The 16,175-nt window shown below is 63.4% G+C and carries 14 protein-coding genes; 6 read left to right on the forward strand and 8 right to left on the reverse strand.

Going from position 1 to position 16,175, the window contains the following annotated elements; genetic code table 11:
* The first annotated feature begins 159 nt into the window (after positions 1-159).
* The 4 genes from hutI to hutU are packed head-to-tail and all read left to right on the forward strand — an operon-like array spanning position 160 to position 5,432.
* Entirely contained in the window at positions 160-1,407 is a 1,248-nt protein-coding gene (gene hutI / locus M728_RS21465) for an imidazolonepropionase (RefSeq protein WP_026619728.1), read from the forward strand.
* Positions 1,404-2,939, forward strand: a complete 1,536-nt coding sequence (gene hutH / locus M728_RS21470) for a histidine ammonia-lyase (protein ID WP_026619727.1) — start codon at positions 1,404-1,406, stop codon at positions 2,937-2,939. Before hutI ends, hutH begins: the two co-directional genes overlap by 4 nt.
* A 1-nt stretch (position 2,940) precedes the next feature.
* A complete protein-coding gene (gene hutG / locus M728_RS21475; RefSeq protein ID WP_026619726.1) occupies positions 2,941-3,756 on the forward strand; it encodes an N-formylglutamate deformylase in 816 nt (271 codons plus the stop codon).
* Complete coding sequence (gene hutU, locus M728_RS21480) at positions 3,753-5,432, forward strand: urocanate hydratase (RefSeq protein ID WP_026619725.1); 1,680 nt, start codon at positions 3,753-3,755, stop codon at positions 5,430-5,432. Before hutG ends, hutU begins: the two co-directional genes overlap by 4 nt.
* A gap of 283 nt (positions 5,433-5,715) precedes the next feature.
* Here the strand turns inward: hutU and M728_RS21485 are convergent, their stop codons facing one another.
* The 5 genes from M728_RS21485 to M728_RS21505 are packed head-to-tail and all read right to left on the reverse strand — an operon-like array spanning position 5,716 to position 11,039.
* Positions 5,716-7,149 carry a M81 family metallopeptidase gene (locus M728_RS21485; RefSeq protein WP_026619724.1) on the reverse strand — a complete coding sequence of 478 codons (1,434 nt, stop codon included), beginning with the start codon at positions 7,147-7,149 and terminating at the stop codon, positions 5,716-5,718.
* Positions 7,150-7,160: 11 nt separating this feature from the next.
* Entirely contained in the window at positions 7,161-9,080 is a 1,920-nt protein-coding gene (locus M728_RS21490) for a beta-N-acetylhexosaminidase (RefSeq protein ID WP_026619723.1), read from the reverse strand.
* A 24-nt stretch (positions 9,081-9,104) separates the two neighbouring features.
* Entirely contained in the window at positions 9,105-9,881 is a 777-nt protein-coding gene (locus tag M728_RS21495; protein ID WP_026619722.1) for an SDR family oxidoreductase, read from the reverse strand.
* 19 nt (positions 9,882-9,900) lie between these two features.
* Positions 9,901-10,764: a MurR/RpiR family transcriptional regulator gene (locus M728_RS21500; RefSeq protein WP_026619721.1), complete on the reverse strand. Its 864-nt coding sequence runs from the start codon at positions 10,762-10,764 to the stop codon at positions 9,901-9,903.
* Positions 10,765-10,784: 20 nt separating this feature from the next.
* Positions 10,785-11,039 carry a RidA family protein gene (locus M728_RS21505; protein ID WP_084044374.1) on the reverse strand — a complete coding sequence of 85 codons (255 nt, stop codon included), beginning with the start codon at positions 11,037-11,039 and terminating at the stop codon, positions 10,785-10,787.
* Between the two features lie 116 nt (positions 11,040-11,155).
* Between M728_RS21505 and M728_RS21510 the strand changes: the two genes are divergently transcribed.
* A complete protein-coding gene (locus M728_RS21510) occupies positions 11,156-11,647 on the forward strand; it encodes a hypothetical protein (RefSeq protein ID WP_026619720.1) in 492 nt (163 codons plus the stop codon).
* A gap of 22 nt (positions 11,648-11,669) precedes the next feature.
* On the forward strand, positions 11,670-13,145 hold the full coding sequence (locus tag M728_RS21515) for a M81 family metallopeptidase (RefSeq protein WP_026619719.1): 1,476 nt from the start codon (positions 11,670-11,672) through the stop codon (positions 13,143-13,145).
* Positions 13,146-13,228: 83 nt separating this feature from the next.
* Here the strand turns inward: M728_RS21515 and M728_RS21520 are convergent, their stop codons facing one another.
* From M728_RS21520 to M728_RS21530, 3 genes are all read right to left on the reverse strand, one after another.
* The gene (locus M728_RS21520) at positions 13,229-13,729 is read right to left on the reverse strand and encodes a GNAT family N-acetyltransferase (protein ID WP_156943370.1); all 501 of its coding nucleotides are present in this window, start codon (positions 13,727-13,729) and stop codon (positions 13,229-13,231) included.
* A 2-nt stretch (positions 13,730-13,731) separates the two neighbouring features.
* Complete coding sequence (locus M728_RS21525; protein WP_026619717.1) at positions 13,732-14,865, reverse strand: ABC transporter ATP-binding protein; 1,134 nt, start codon at positions 14,863-14,865, stop codon at positions 13,732-13,734.
* 88 nt (positions 14,866-14,953) lie between these two features.
* Positions 14,954-16,168: an ABC transporter substrate-binding protein gene (locus M728_RS21530; protein ID WP_051440845.1), complete on the reverse strand. Its 1,215-nt coding sequence runs from the start codon at positions 16,166-16,168 to the stop codon at positions 14,954-14,956.
* Positions 16,169-16,175 lie beyond the last annotated feature (7 nt).

The raw sequence follows: 16,175 nt of genomic DNA on the forward strand, positions 1-16,175 counted from the left end.
GACGGAAGTTCTCCCGAAAGCCCCGGACTCCGGTCCGGGGCTTTTTTGCTGCGCTTCTGGCCGGCAGCGCCCGCCGCGTTACCTCACAGAGGCATAGTTTTTCCACTTGCCACCGTGAACATTATGTATATACATTATCCGCGGAGAAGGGCGGAGCTCATGGACCGAAACGAAAAGACACCGTCTGGCAGAACGAGCCTCTGGCGCAATGCTCGCCTTGCGACGCTTCGCGAAGACCTCGGACCGCTCGGCATCATCGAAAAAGCCGCCATCGGCGTCCGCGGCGGCCGGATCGCTTATGCCGGAGCCGAGAGCGAACTGCCTGTGGGCTTTGCCGAGGCGGACCAGGTGGTCGATTGCGAAGGCCGCTGGATCACGCCGGCGCTGATCGATTGCCACACCCATATCGTCCACGGCGGCAACCGTGCCCGGGAATTCGAGCTCAGGCTCGAAGGCGCGACTTACGAGGAGATCGCCCGCGCCGGCGGCGGGATCGTCTCCACCGTCAAGGCAACCAATGCCTTGTCGGTCGAGGAGCTGGTCGAGACGGCACTGCCCAGGCTCAACGCGCTGCTCTCCGAGGGCGTGTCCACGGTCGAGATCAAATCGGGTTATGGCCTCAACATCGAGGCCGAGCTGAAGATGCTCCGCGCTGCGCGCCAATTGGAGCGCGTGCGCCCCGTGCGTGTCCTGACCAGCTATCTCGCCGCCCATGCCACGCCGCCGGAATACAAGGGCCGAAATGGCGACTACATCGCGGACGTCGTCCTGCCCGGTCTCGCCAAGGCGCATGCCGAGGGACTCGTCGATGTGGTCGACGGCTTCTGCGAAGACATCGCCTTCTCACCGGCCGAGATCGCACTCGTCTTCGATAGGGCCAAGTCGCTCGGCCTGCCGGTCAAGCTCCATGCCGAACAGCTTTCCAATCTCGGTGGCGCCAGGCTTGCCGCTTCCTATGGTGCGCTTTCGGCGGACCATCTCGAATATCTCGATGCCGAGGGTGCTGCGGCGATGGCGACGGCAGGCACCGTCGCCGTCCTTCTGCCCGGCGCGTTCTACACCCTTCGCGAAAAGCAGTTGCCGCCGGTCGAGACTCTTCGCGCGGCCGGAACGCGCATCGCCGTTGCGACGGACTGCAATCCCGGCACCTCGCCGCTGACATCGCTGCTGATGACCATGAACATGTCCGCGACGCTTTTCCGTCTGACGGTCCAGGAATGCCTCGCGGGCGTGACGCGCGAGGCGGCCCGCGCGCTCCGGATCCTCGATGAAACCGGCACGCTCGAGGCGGGGAAATCGGCGGATCTCGCGATCTGGAACATCGATGCGCCGGCGGAATTGATCTACCGCATCGGCTTCAATCCTCTGCATGAGCGGATTTTTAAGGGTGAAAGGATTGCCGTATGACCATTGTGCTGAAACCTGGTGCGGTTCCGCTCAAGGACCTTGAGACGATCTACTGGACCGGCGAGCCCGCCCGCCTCGACCGCGCCTTCGACGCCGGCATCGCTAGGGCTGCGGAGCGGATTGCCGAGATCGTCGCGGGCAATGCGCCCGTCTACGGCATCAATACGGGTTTCGGCAAACTTGCCTCGATCAAGATCGACAGCGCCGACGTGACCACCCTCCAGCGCAATCTGATCCTGTCGCATTGCTGCGGCGTCGGTCAGCCGCTGCCGGAGAATATCGTGCGGCTCATCATGGCGCTGAAGCTCATCTCGCTCGGTCGCGGCGCCTCAGGCGTGCGCCTCGAACTCATCCGCCTCCTCGAGGCGATGATGGAAAAGGGCGTCGTTCCGCTAATCCCGGAAAAGGGTTCGGTCGGTGCCTCCGGCGACCTCGCACCGCTCGCTCACTTGGCCGCCGTGATGATGGGGCATGGCGAAGCTTTCTTCTCCGGCCAACGCATGGCAGGCGCGGCCGCTCTGAAAGCGGCGGGGCTTTCGCCGGTGACGCTCGCCGCCAAGGAGGGCTTGGCGCTGATCAACGGCACGCAGGTCTCGACGGCGCTCGCGCTTGCCGGGCTTTTCCGCGCGCATCGGGCAGCCCAGGCGGCGCTCATTACCGGCGCGCTTTCGACCGATGCGGCCATGGGCTCCTCCGCCCCGTTTCATCCGGATATCCATACCCTGCGCGGTCATCGCGGGCAGATCGACACGGCCGCCGCGCTTCGCCGGCTGCTCGACGGATCGGTCATCCGCCAGAGCCATATAGAAGGGGACGAACGGGTGCAGGACCCCTACTGCATCCGTTGCCAGCCGCAGGTCGACGGCGCCTGCCTCGATCTCCTGCGTTCAGTCGCCGCCACACTCACGATCGAAGCCAACGCCGTCACTGACAATCCGCTGGTGTTGTCCGACAATGCCGTCGTCTCCGGCGGCAATTTCCACGCGGAGCCGGTCGCCTTCGCCGCCGACCAGATCGCGCTTGCGGTCTGCGAGATCGGCTCCATCTCACAGCGCCGGATTGCACTCCTCGTCGATCCGGCCTTGAGCTACGGCCTGCCCGCCTTCCTTGCGAAGAAGCCCGGCCTCAATTCGGGTCTTATGATCGCCGAAGTCACCTCGGCCGCGCTGATGTCGGAAAACAAGCAGCTCTCGCACCCCGCTTCCGTCGACTCGACCCCGACCTCGGCCAACCAGGAAGACCACGTCTCGATGGCCTGCCACGGCGCCCGCCGCCTTCTCCAGATGACCGACAACCTGTTCTCGATCGTCGGCATCGAGGCGCTCGCAGCGGTCCAGGGCATCGAATTTCGCGCACCGCTTGTGACGAGCCCGGAACTTCAGAAGGCGGCGGCCACCCTGCGCGCCGTCGTGCCCACGATCGAGGAAGACCGCTACATGGCGGACGACCTCCGGGCCGCAAGCGAACTCGTCGCTTCAGGCCGGCTCGCCGCCGCCGTCTCCGACGGTATTCTCCCGACGCTGGAGGGCTGACATGGCGGTCCATGAAGTCCGGCAGGGCACCTCGCCCGTCATTCTCGGTTTTCCGCATACGGGCACGCACGTACCCTCCTCGATATGGGAGCGGCTGAACGACAATGGCCGCATCTTGGCCGACACGGACTGGCACATACACGAGCTCTACGAAGGTCTGCTGCCGGACGCGACCACCGTCCGCGCCACATTCCACCGCTACGTCATCGACGCCAATCGCGACCCGGAGGGCGTCAGCCTCTATCCCGGCCAGAACACGACGGGGCTCGTTCCGGAAACGGATTTCGATGGCGTGCCGATCTGGAAGGCTGGCGAGGGCCCGACGGAGGCCGAGATCGCAGAGCGCCTGCGCGCCTTTCATGCGCCCTATCATGCCGCCCTTGCCGCCGAGATCGCCCGCGTCAAGGCGATCCACGGCGTCGCCGTGCTCTATGATTGCCACTCGATCCGCTCGCACATCCCCTTCCTTTTCGAAGGCAAGCTGCCGGACTTCAACATCGGCACGGATATGGGGAAAACCTGTGCGCAAACGATCGAAAGGTCGGCAGTAGAAATCGCCGCAAAAGCAGATGGTTACAGCCACGTGCTCAACGGTCGCTTCAAGGGCGGCTGGACGACCCGCCACTATGGCCGCCCGCAACAGGGCGTGCACGCCATCCAGATGGAACTGGCGCAATCGACCCATTTGACTGCGGAAGCACCGCCCTTCGCCCTGGACGCGGCGAAAGCCGAAAAGCTTCGAAGTCACCTCCGGAACATCCTGGAAGCCATTAAAGCAAAAGCATTCGACCTCCAACGCACAGGGAGTGAGGCATGAACACGAACAATCCGCGCCACAATATTCGCGAGGTGCGCAGTCCGCGCGGAACGGAGATCAGCGCCAGGAGCTGGCTGACCGAAGCGCCGCTCCGGATGCTGATGAACAATCTCGATCCGGATGTCGCCGAGAACCCGCACGAACTCGTCGTCTATGGCGGCATCGGCCGCGCCGCCCGTACCTGGGATGATTTCGACCGCATCGTCGCAACGCTCAAGGATCTGAACGAGGACGAGACCTTGCTCGTCCAATCCGGCAAGCCCGTCGGCGTCTTCCGCACCCACAAGGATGTGCCGCGCGTGCTGATCGCCAATTCCAATCTCGTACCGCACTGGGCGACCTGGGATCACTTCAACGAGCTGGATAAGAAGGGTCTCGCCATGTACGGCCAGATGACCGCCGGCTCCTGGATCTATATCGGCACTCAGGGCATCGTCCAGGGCACTTACGAGACCTTTGCCGAGGCCGGCCGCCGGCACTATGGCGGTGATCTGAAGGGCAAGTGGATCCTCACCGGCGGCCTCGGCGGCATGGGCGGAGCGCAACCGCTCGCCGCCGTCATGGCCGGCGCCTGCTGCCTCGCTGTCGAGTGTAATCCCGACTCGATCGATTTCCGTCTGCGCACCCGTTATCTCGACGAGAAGGCCGAAACGCTCGAGGAAGCCATGGCGATGATCGAGCGCTGGACCAAGGTCGGCGAGGCCAAGTCCGTCGGTCTCCTCGGCAATGCCTCGGAGGTCCTGCCCGAGATGGTCCGCCGCGGTATCCGCCCCGATATCGTCACCGACCAGACCTCGGCGCATGATCCGATCAATGGTTATCTGCCGAGGGGCTGGACGATCGCCGAATGGAAGGCCAAGCGCGAGAGCGACCCGAAGGCGGTGGAGAAAGCCGCGCGCGCCTCGATGCGCGACCATGTCGAAGCGATGCTCGCCTTCTGGGATTCCGGCGTCCCGACGCTCGACTACGGCAACAACATCCGCCAGGTGGCGAAGGATGAAGGCCTCGAGCGCGCCTTCGATTTCCCGGGCTTCGTGCCCGCCTATATCCGTCCGCTCTTCTGCAGAGGCATCGGACCGTTCCGCTGGGCGGCGCTTTCCGGCGACCCGGAGGATATCTACAAGACGGACCGGAAGGTGAAGGAGCTGCTGCCCGACAACAAACACCTGCACAATTGGCTCGACATGGCGCGCGAGCGCATTGCCTTCCAGGGCTTGCCTGCACGCATCTGCTGGGTCGGCCTCGGCGACCGTCATCGCCTCGGCCTCGCCTTCAACGAGATGGTACGCACAGGCGAGCTCAAGGCACCGATCGTCATCGGCCGCGACCATCTCGACTCCGGCTCGGTCGCTTCGCCGAACCGTGAGACCGAAGCGATGAAGGACGGCTCGGACGCGGTTTCCGACTGGCCGCTCTTGAACGCCCTGCTCAACACCGCCTCCGGCGCCACCTGGGTATCGCTGCACCACGGCGGCGGCGTCGGTATGGGCTTCTCGCAACATTCCGGCATGGTGATCTGCTGCGACGGCACCGGCGATGCAGCCCGGCGCATCGAACGGGTGCTCTGGAACGATCCGGCGACGGGCGTCATGCGCCATGCCGACGCGGGCTACGATGTTGCGCTCGACTGCGCCAAGGACCAGGGCCTGCGCCTGCCGGCGATTCTTGGGAACTGATGGAGTGGGTGGCTGCTCCAGATTGCACAGCATCCACGCCTTCCTACTGCATGTTTCCTTAAATCGTACCCGATTTAAGGACAAAACATGCAGCAATTCAAAGTGCTACAGCGTCCTTTGTGCGTCTCAAAAGACGCACGGCGCTGTAGCCCGCAAGTGCCCGCGAGCGCACAGCTCGCGTCTTGCCGATCTCCCCGCTTGTGGGGGAGATGCCCGGCAGGGCAGAGGGGTTTAAAACGACCAATCGCTGGCCGCCATAATCCAATGGGATTCCGCCGTGACCCTACGTCCACCGCGCCGATAGACGCGCCTTCGGCACGAAATCGAAATCCCGATCGAAGGGAAAGACCGGCCGCCGCCGGCGCTCGCTCGCGAGGTATTCTATGTCCTGATTGACGACGCCATCGGTCAACGCCATCAGGTTGGGATTGGCGATCGGCGCGAGTTCCGGCGAAAGATAGCCGGATTTGACGACTAGCAAACGCACGGTCGCGGGATCGAGGCCGAGTCGACGGAAGTCCTCGATATTGTGATAGGGACGGCGCCGCGCCGACAGAACGATCACGATGCCTTCCGCCTCGATCACCGCCTGACGCTCAGCGGCAGATCCCGGATCATCAACGCGCATGACCTTCACCGTCACCTCTGCGGGAGCACTCGACGGGTCGAGACTGCCGCCGATCCGTAACGTCAGCGTCTCGCCCTCGCCGGCGGCGAAGCAGACCTCCACGGCCGGTCGATCGGCGATGCCGGCAATCAGTGCATCCTGCCAACCGCGCTTGAGAAGCGCATTCAACACATCGGCTCGGTCGCCGACACCGCCGCCGGTTGGATTGTCGCCGGAGTCGGCCAGAATGACGGGCTTCGTTGTTGCGCCTTCAGCAATGTCGAGCATTGCCTCGAGCGGTCCGGTGACCGGTCCGAAGGAAAATTTCTTCCGCTCATTCCAGTAACTTGCAGCGATTTCCTCCGCCGCTTTCGAGGCCGCCGTTCTGTCCGAGCCGGTGACCACGGCGCAGGCCGTCGCCCGCGGCTCATCGGCCCAGACGTAACCCACCATCAGATTGGCATCGAGAATGCCGGGCCGTTTGTCGATTTCCGGCAGGGCGCGATAAAGGCTTGCGGCCGGCTCGTCTTCCGTCGAGGTACGTTCGCCAGGCAGGAGCACCGGCACGGGTGCCCAGGCGATGCCGGGGCGCGTGCCATGACGCAACGCCTCAATCAGCCTCGACCAGGCCCGCACCATGGTTTCGCGCGTGTCGATATGCGGCGCAGTTCGGTAGGCGGCGAAGATATCGATCTGATCGATGATCCGTTGGCTGACATTGCCATGGAGGTCGTAGCTGACCGCCAACGGACAATCACGACCGACGACGGCGCGAGCGGCGGAGATCCAGTCGCCTTCCGCATCGTCCATCCCGTCGACCTTGATCGCCCCGTGCATCGCAAGATAGAGCCCGTCGAGCGGCAATGCCGCTTCGAGCCGTTCGAGGAACTCCGCCCGGAAGACATCGTAGGCTGCACGGGAGACCGGACCGCCGGGGACGGCCCGCGCATGCAGGAGCGGAATATGCTCGATCCCTTCCGCCTCGAGGAAATCGAAATATTCCGCCCTCAGGAGGTCCTCTCCCTTGAGCACCCGGAAGTCTTCGACCGTCATCAGAACGGGCGAATAGGTGCTGCATTCCGTATGGATTCCACCGACGGCGATCCGCATGGCCGGTCAGCTCACAGCATAGGGCTCAAGGGCGCGATAGCGGCGAAGCGCAGCCAGTCCTTCTGCTCCTTCGGCGTCCAGGCGGCTTCCGCGATCGCCGGCAAGCGCGGAAATACGAGGCGATTGAAGTAGCCGCGCGACAGGAAATGCTCCGACCAGATGCAGGCCTGCACGCCCTTCATGCGGCTCCTCAGCTCTTCCGGGAACTCGCCTTGTGCCTCGTAAGCATAGGTATGCGCCGGCGTTGCCGTGCCGGCCCAGCTCGCACCGGGCTCCTGCCAAGCCTCCGCCTGGGCCATGTCGAGATAATAGGCTTGGCCGGGTGTCATCACGACGTCGTAACCTTCCCGCGCCAGCTCGATCCCGACCTTGGGATTCTCCCAGGCCATTAAGAGCGTGCCGTCGGTTCCGACGCCGCCGCCGTGCGCGACCTCGTTCCAGCCGACGAGCTTGCGGCCGCGCGCCGTCAGCATCTGTTTCACCTTCTTCAGGAAGTAGGACTGCAGCGCGAAGGTGACGGAAATCCCCTCCTCTTCCATCAGCTTGCGCGCAAGCGGTGACGCCATCCATGAACCATCGGCCACTTCGTCGCCGCCGACGTGGATGTACTGACTCGGGAAGAGCTCGACCATCTCGTCGAAGACCTTTTCCAGGAATTCGTAGGTGAACGGCACGGCCGGGTTGAGGGCGTTGTTGGGATAACCCTGGACCGAATGATAACTCTCCGGCGCCTCCTGCCCGTCGGCAAGGTCGGGAAGCGCGACGAGCGCGGCCGTGCTGTGACCGGGAATGTCGATCTCCGGAACGACTTCGACGCGGAGCGCCGCCGCATGGGCGACGATCGCCTTGACCTCTTCCTGGCTGTAGAAACCGCCGACCGGGTCGGCGCCGTTGCCGAGTTGCGGCAGCATCGGCTCGTCCGGACCGCGCAGCACGCCGAGCGTCGTCAAGGTCGGGTAGGCCTTGATCTCCAATCGCCAGGCCTCGTCGTCGGTGAGATGCCAATGGAAAATATTGAGCTTGAACCAGGCAAGAATGTCGATGAGACGCATGATGTCGGTCGTCGGATAGAATTGCCGCGAGACATCCAGATGGCAGCCGCGCCAGCCGTAGCGGGGTTGATCGACAATCGTGCCCGCGGCGGGAAAGCGGAATTTGGTCGCATGATTGCGGGCGCCGTCGATAAGCTGCGCGAGCGTCGTCAGACCATATTGCCGTCCGGCGGCTGCACCGTATTCGAGCCGGATTTCCCGACCTGAGAAGGCAAGCCTGTAGGCTTCGACGCCAAGGTCACCCCTCTTCGCGAAGACGATCGGTTGGCCCTGCCCGGACGGCGCAAGGCTGAACGGAGCGTGGCCGGCCGGGAAGAGCCTATGGAAAAGCGCCAGCACATCGGAGATCGCCCTGATGTCTTCTGTGCTGCTGTTCGCGGCCGGAAAGAGAACGGCCGGAAGTCCTTCTCCGGCCACCGCATCGATCTTCGCCGGCCAGGGCTGCAGCGCGAAAGGCAGGCCAACGTGGCCCTCTGGCAAGCGCGCCGGCGGCGGCTCGCTCGTAGCTCCTTCCAAACGCAGGTCGGACACGGCCACCGGCACGTGCCGCCCAACGGCAAGCGTCAGATAGGCCGATTTCGCCCCGTCGGTGCAATGTTTCGCCTGCCGGTTGAGGCCGCTGACGGTGAAGGTCCAGCTTTCCCCGGGCGCAAGAACCAACCCCTCAGGCGGCGCGAACTCATGGAAATTGGCGTTGCGGCGCAGGAAGGTTGCGTTATCGCAGGCGGTTGGATCCACCACGCGGGTGAGCGACGTGTAGGCTAGACGGAAGCCGCTGAGCGGCTGATCCGAAAGATTGAAGAGACTGAAGGTGAAGCATCCGTTGGGGCCGCCCTCCGGTTGCCAGGCAGATTCGAGGCGATAAAAAACCGGCTGCATGGGGCATCCTCCAAGATGGATTGATCAGTAGTGGTTGGATTGCGAGAACGTACGCGCTACCTCGGCTTGGCCAGCGGTGAGGCCGCAGTCGACCGGCAGGCAGACGCCGGAGATGGCTTTCGCCAAGGGGCTCGCAAGGAAGCGAACGGCCTCAGCGACATCATCGGGATCGACGATGCGCTCAAGCGGATACCAGCGCTTCGCCTCTTCCAAGACTTGCGGATTGGCCGCCGCACGCGCCTCCCAGGCTTTCGTGCGCACCGTGCCCGGTGCGACCGCATTCGCGCGGATGCCGAACTTGCCGTATTCGACGGCGATCAGCCGCGTCAGGTGCAGAAGGCCCGCCTTGGCGGCGCTGTAGGCCGGATGGCCAAACACGTTCATGCCGTTGACCGAAGCGACGTTGACGACCGAGCCTTGGCTCTCCTTCAGCATCTCCTCGACCGCGCGGAAGCAAAGGAAGGCGGCTTCGAGATTGAGGGCGTTGTCCATGCGCCAGATCGCCTGCGTGGTGTCATGCAGGCTGACTGCACGCGCCGCGCCGGCATTGTTGACGAGCGTGCGCACCGTGCCGAGCGACCTGGCTTTGGCTGCCATCGCCGCCACGCTTGGGGCATCCGTCACGTCACAGGAGACGGCGACGAAATGCTCCTCGGCGCCGAGATCGTGCGCCGCTCTCTCGGCAGCATCGCCGTCGATATCGGCGAGCAGCACCACGTCATGTCCGTCAGCGAGCCGCCTGGTGATCGCGCGGCCGATATCGCCGGCTGCTCCGGTGACGATCGCGACGGATTTCGGCATAGGCGTTTCCTGCGGCACATTAATCTCCGAGAAGTTGGCGGTCGTCTCCATCCCTGTGCACGACGAGTTGCTGCTTGATGCGCCTGAGCGTCGCCGTGGCCTGCGGCTGAACGCGGTAGGCGACGAGGCTCGCGACGATATCGAGCAGCGCGACATAGGCGATGCGGGTGGAGGTCGGACGATAGATGTTGTGCCCTTCCGGCAGGTCGATCGGGACGGCGATATCCGCGGCTTCAGCAACCGGACTGCCGCTCTGGGTAAGTGCGATCGTCGGAACCTTGGCGTCGCGCGCGAGTGTGAAGGCACGCACCAGCTCCGTATTGCGCCCCGAAAAGGACGAGCCGACGATGACATCGGCGGGGCGCGCCGCCGCCGCCATCATCAATTGCATGCTGTGGTCGGAGCTCGAGGTGATGCGCAGCCCCAGACGGAACAGGCGGTTCTGCAATTCGCCGGCGATCATCGAGGAATTGCCGCCCGAGCCGAAGGCATAGATCATTTCCGCCTTAGCCAGCCGATCGGCGGCTTGCTCTATCGCGGCGAGATCGAGCGAGCGGTGCAGCAGGAATAGCGCATTCTGTGCCTTGGTGATGATGTCCTGCGCCACATCGGCCGGCTCCTGGCTCTTCGGCTCCGGCTTCAGATAGCGCATGCCGATATAGGGGGTGCGCGCCAGTTGCACCTTGAAGTCGGAAAAGCTTTCGCAGCCGAGCCGCCGGCAAAAGCGCGTGACCGTCGGCGGCGAAACATCGGCCTTGCCCGCGAGCTCGATGATCGACGCGTTCACGGCGAACTCGAAATCATTGAGCAGGATGTCGGCAATGCGGTTTTCCGACTGGGAGAGCCGCCCCTTTTCCTCCTGCAGTGTCGCGAAAATGTCCATCGAACGGCGCCCCCTTCCTCTCAGGCGTCCTTCGGCTTATAGGCGACGCAATCGATCTCGTGCTCGGCACCGTAATCTTCCTCATTCAAAATAGTGAGCAGACTGCCGATCGCCTTATGCGCCTGCGCGACGATGTTGCCGTCGATGATTTCGCCATTCTCCATAGCGACTTGGCCCGAGACGTAGAGCCAGCCGTCCGCCTCGACGGCGCGCGCGAAAGGCAGTGAACTTCCTCCCGCACCGGCCTGTTCGCCGCCATAGTGCTTGATCGACACGGAACTCGCCTCTTGCAAATTATTTTCTTCTTCCGTTGACAAGTGACCATAGAATACGGAATTTGACCAGAGAAAATGCTGATTTATGAAAAGAATTTCAATCCGGGGCGAAACACATGCGGAATCTCTTCCAGAATCCGTTTCCCGAAACCGACATTGCCCGGTGCTCCATCTGGGAGATGCTGGTGAGCCGCGATATCGATGCGTTCCTCGCCGCCGATTGGTCGATGGTGGCGGACGATTTCGTCGAGGAAGGCTTCATCGGTATAGACGGAAGGCGCGAAACAAATCCGGATAAATGGCGGCTCACCTTTCCATCTCTTGCCGCCTACCGGGATGAGTGGCTGCGCCAGGCACGGGATTTCGCCGAACAATCCTTTGCCGAGGATCCGCGGGCTGCAATCTTCGCGACAACCACGCTAGAGGACATCGAGATCAACGCGGAGTTCGCGCTCGCGCGCAAGAAGTTCGACGGACGCTTGACGAAATTGGACGGCAGCTTCGATGTCTTGAAGTGGCAGACGGTCTATTATTGCCGCCTGCATGGGGGCCGTTGGAAAATCTGCGGCTTCACCGGCTACCTTCCCAACCCGATGGGGTCCGACTGAGGTGAAGGAAAAGGCAACGGCATTGCGCATCTTCACAGCGGCGCTCGCGACCGAGACGAATACCTTCTCACCGATCTGCATCGACCGGCGCGCCTTCGAAGCATCGCTTTACGCCCTGCCCGGCGAGCATCCGGAAACGCCGACGCTTTGCACCGCGCCGATCACCGTCGGCCGGCGCATAGCGGCGGAGAAGGGTTGGCAATTGATCGAGGGTACGGCCGCCTGGGCGGACCCGGCGGGGCTCGTCAACCGGCAGACCTACGAGGATCTGCGCGACGAGATCATCGCCCAACTGCGCGCCGCCCTGCCCGTCAATGCCGTCGTTCTCGGCCTGCACGGCGCGATGGTCGCCGACGGCTATGAGGATACCGAGGGCGACCTGCTTCAGCGCGTGCGCGAAATCGTCGGGCCGGACGTGCTCGTCTGCGCCGAACTCGATCCGCATAGCCACCTCACGGAGAAGCGGGTCGCGGCCGCCGACTTCTTCGTCTTCTTCAAGGAGTTTCCCCACACGGACTTCGTCGACCGTGCCGAAGACCTCTGGCGGATCGCCGTCGATACGCTCGAAGGGCGCGTCGCCCCGGTCATGTCGATCTTCGACTGCCGCATGATCGACGTGTTCCCCACTTCGCGCGAGCCGATGCGTAGCTTCGTCGACAAGCTCATGCGGATCGAGCGGGACGATGCCGATGTGCTGTCGCTATCGGTCGTGCATGGCTTCATGGCCGGCGATGTACCCGAAATGGGCACCAAGATGCTGGCCGTGACCAACGGCAATAGCGCAAAGGGCGACGCGCTTGCCCGGGAACTCGGGCTCGAGCTTTTCGCCGGTCGCGGCACCTATCGCATGCCGGAAATCGACGAGCGTCAGGCCGTGACGCAAGCGATGGCCGCGCCGGCCGGCCCGGTGGTGATCGCCGACATGTGGGACAATCCCGGCGGCGGTACGGCGGGCGACGCCACTGTCGTGCTGGAAGAACTGCTCGCGAACAACGTCACCGATGCGGCGATCGGCACCATCTGGGACCCGATGGCCGTGCGGATCTGCATGGCCGCCGGAGAGGGCGCCGAGATCCCCCTGCGCTTTGGCGCGAAATCGGCACCTGGCACGGGCAGGCCAATCGATGGCATCGTCAAGGTCGTCAAGCTCGAGCGCAACGCCGAGATGCGCTTTGGAGAGAGCTTCGCTCCTTTCGGCGATGCCACGCATATCGAATTTCGCGGCATCGACATCATCCTGAACTCGACACGCGCGCAGAGCTTCGACCCGAGCCTTTTCTCGGTCATGGGGATCGATCCGACGTCGAAGAAGATCCTTGTGATCAAATCCACGAACCACTTCTTCGCCTCGTTCTCGAAAATCGCCGCCGAGATCATCTATTGTTCGGCGGGAACCCCCTACCCCAACGACCCGGCGAAGACGCCCTACCGGCGTGCAAAACGCGACATCTGGCCGATGGTCGCCGACCCGCATGGGCCGGAACGGGGAGCCGCCTGACCCTCGCTGGCGAAGAAACGTTGCGCCCGCCTGCGGGAGCAGGTGGCGGGCAGGGCGGATGAAGGGGCGACCATGTCAAGCAGTCAGTCGACGATGCGTTTCGCCATGAGTAAGTCGTCGATTTCGCGGCCGTTACGGAGGCAGCCGCCCGGAACGCGGCCGATGTGGGTGAAGCCCTCTCGCTCGTAGAACCGGATCGCTGTGGAGTTCTCCGCGCTGGCTGCGAGCTCCAGTTGGCGAATACCCATGCCTCGTGCATATTCCGTAACGGCCTCCAAAAGTCGCTTTGCTAGGCCGGTCCCGCGCGTTTCCCGCCGCACATAGACCATGATCAGCGTTGCGCGATGCGCCATCTTGCTGGCCCGCTGGCGCATCAGCCCCATGATCCCGATTGGGACATCGTCCTCAAAGGCAACGAAGACCGGATCGCCGAGCAATCGGCGACGCCACTCATCGTCCGAGAAATTTTCCCAATCTTCGGCGCTGCTCGCAAAGGAAGCGGGCTCCGTGCGCAACGCTTCGAGCCGAATACGCCGGAAGGAGTCGACATCGTCGGCGCCGAGCAGCCTGATCATCGTTCCCACGTTCAAGCCACTGCCGGATCGAACAGGCTCATGTCGATGTCCGTCATCTCCACCCGGCGCTCGAAGGCGATGCCGTTCTCGTCGAAGAGGTGGCAATCGGCGGCGCGGATGCCGGTCCTGACCTGTTCGTCCGCCCGGATGGAGATGTTTCCCGGCAGCATGGCGCAATAGTTCTCGCCTTCCCCGCCAAGCGAGGCATAGGCGACAGTGTGCGCGCCGAGGCGCTCGATCACCGAAGGCGTGACCGTGAGCGTCAGGTCCGCCGCTCCGGTCTGGATATGTTCCGGCCGGACGCCGAGGGTCAGCGTGCGACCGACCATGCCGCCACGAGGCACGACCGGAACAAGGGCGGTCTGGCCCCGATAGTCGATCTCGACGCCCGCGTCGCTCGCACCCGTGCAGGTCACCGGCAGGAAGTTCATCTTCGGATGGCCGATGAAGCCGGCGACGAACATATTGGCCGGCTTATGGTAAAGCTCGAGCGGCGCACCGGTCTGTGCGATCTCTCCGGCATTCAGCACGACGATCCGGTCCGCCATCGTCATCGCCTCGACCTGGTCGTGCGTGACGTAGATCATCGTCGCCTTCAATTGCCGATGCAGTTTCGCAAGCTCGATGCGCATGTCGGCGCGCAGCGCCGCGTCGAGGTTCGAGAGCGGCTCGTCGAAGAGGAATATCTTCGGCTCGCGCACGATCGCCCGGCCGATCGCCACGCGCTGCCGCTGGCCGCCGGAAAGCATGCCCGGCTTCTGCTGCAAGCGCTGATCGAGATGAAGGATGCGCGCGGCATGCTCGACCTTGGCCTTGAGCTTCTCCTCCGGCATCTTCTCGACGCGCAGCGGAAAGGCGATGTTCTCGAACACGGTCATATGCGGATAAAGCGCATAGGACTGGAAGACCATGGCGATGCCGCGCTTGACTGGTGGCAGGTCGTTCACCCGCTTGCCGTCGATGACGATGTCGCCCGCCGTCGTCTCGTCAAGGCCCGCGATCATTCTGAGCAGGGTGGACTTGCCGCAGCCGGAAGGGCCGACGAAGACCACGAATTCGCCGTTCCTGACTTCGAGCTCGACGCTCTTCAGCACCTCGAACGTGCCGTAGAACTTCTGAACCTTATTGAGTTTGAGCTGTCCCAAGAATCTGTCTCCAACCGCCTGCGCGTGAGGCGGCACGTGCGCAACAAGCGGAGGCCGCGGACTCCGAAGCCCGCGGCCCCGATAGGCGTTATTTGTACTGTTCGAGCTCGCCGGCCGCCTTCTTCAGCGCATCGGCGGGCTCCGCCTTGCCGGTGACGACCGACTGGACCATTTCGATCATCGTGTTCTGCAAGCCCTTGTAGTCGGTAAAGAGCGGCTCCGGCCCGCCGAAGGAGATGCCATCGATGAACGGCTTCCAGTAGGGATTGGCGGCGACCATCTCGTCCACGGCCTTGCCCGGACGCAGCGGCGTCAGGCCTTCCTGCGCTTCATAGATCGGCTGGTTTTCGGGATTGGTCAGGAACTTGGCGAACTCGATCGCCTTTTCCTCGACGCCCGTGCCGCTGAAGACTGCAAGGCTGTCGGTGATCAAGAGCGTGCCCGGACCCTTGGCGCTCGGCCCGAGCGGCAACGGCGCTACGCCCCAGTCGATCTTCGTTTCCTTCAAACGGTTCACCGCGCCGACGGATGCATGGATCATGCCGAGCTTGCCGTCGAGGAAGATCGCGCGCACCTCGTTCTGCTCATAGGAGGTCGGGCCTTCTTCGGCATAGGGGACGATGTCCTTCAGCGCCGTCAGTGCTTCGAGGTTCTCCTTGCTGTCGAGCGTGATATTGCCGTCGGCGTCGATCACCGAGCCGTTATTGGTGTAAACCCAGTGCAGGAACTGGTGCATGGTGTTGTCGAAGGTCTTGGCTACAACGCCAAATCCGGCGATGCCTGTCCTCTCCTTGATCGTCTTGGCGTATTCGAGCTCTTCCGCCCAGGTCTTCGGCGGCTTCTCCGGATCAAGGCCGGCCTGCTTAAACAGTTCCTTATTCCAGAAGAGCGACTTGGTGGAGAAGGCGACCGGAACGCCCCATTGCTTGCCGTCGGTCGTCACCGTGTCCATGATGTAGGGGTAATAGGAGGCCTTCTCTTCGTCCGTAAACGGGATCGGGACGATAAGCTCATTCTGTGCGAATTCCTTGAGCGTGCGCGAGCCGACATAGGCGAGCGCCACGGGCGTGCCGGAGGCAGCAAGCGTCGTCACCTTGTCCTGGCACTGGCCCCAGCCGACCACTTCCGCGGCAATCTTATAGCCGGGATTGGCCTCCTCCCATTTCTTGATGAACTCGGCGTGTGCCGGCTGCATCTTGTCGCCGCAGGCGAGAAAGGTGATCTCGGTATCGGCCAGCGCCGGCAGCGCCGTGGTGGCGAGAAGCGCGAAAGTCCCGGCAATCAATGAGGCATGCTTTCTCATGGTATTC

It is taken from the genome of Ensifer sp. WSM1721 (assembly GCF_000513895.2).
Classification (GTDB): Bacteria; Pseudomonadota; Alphaproteobacteria; order Rhizobiales; family Rhizobiaceae; genus Sinorhizobium.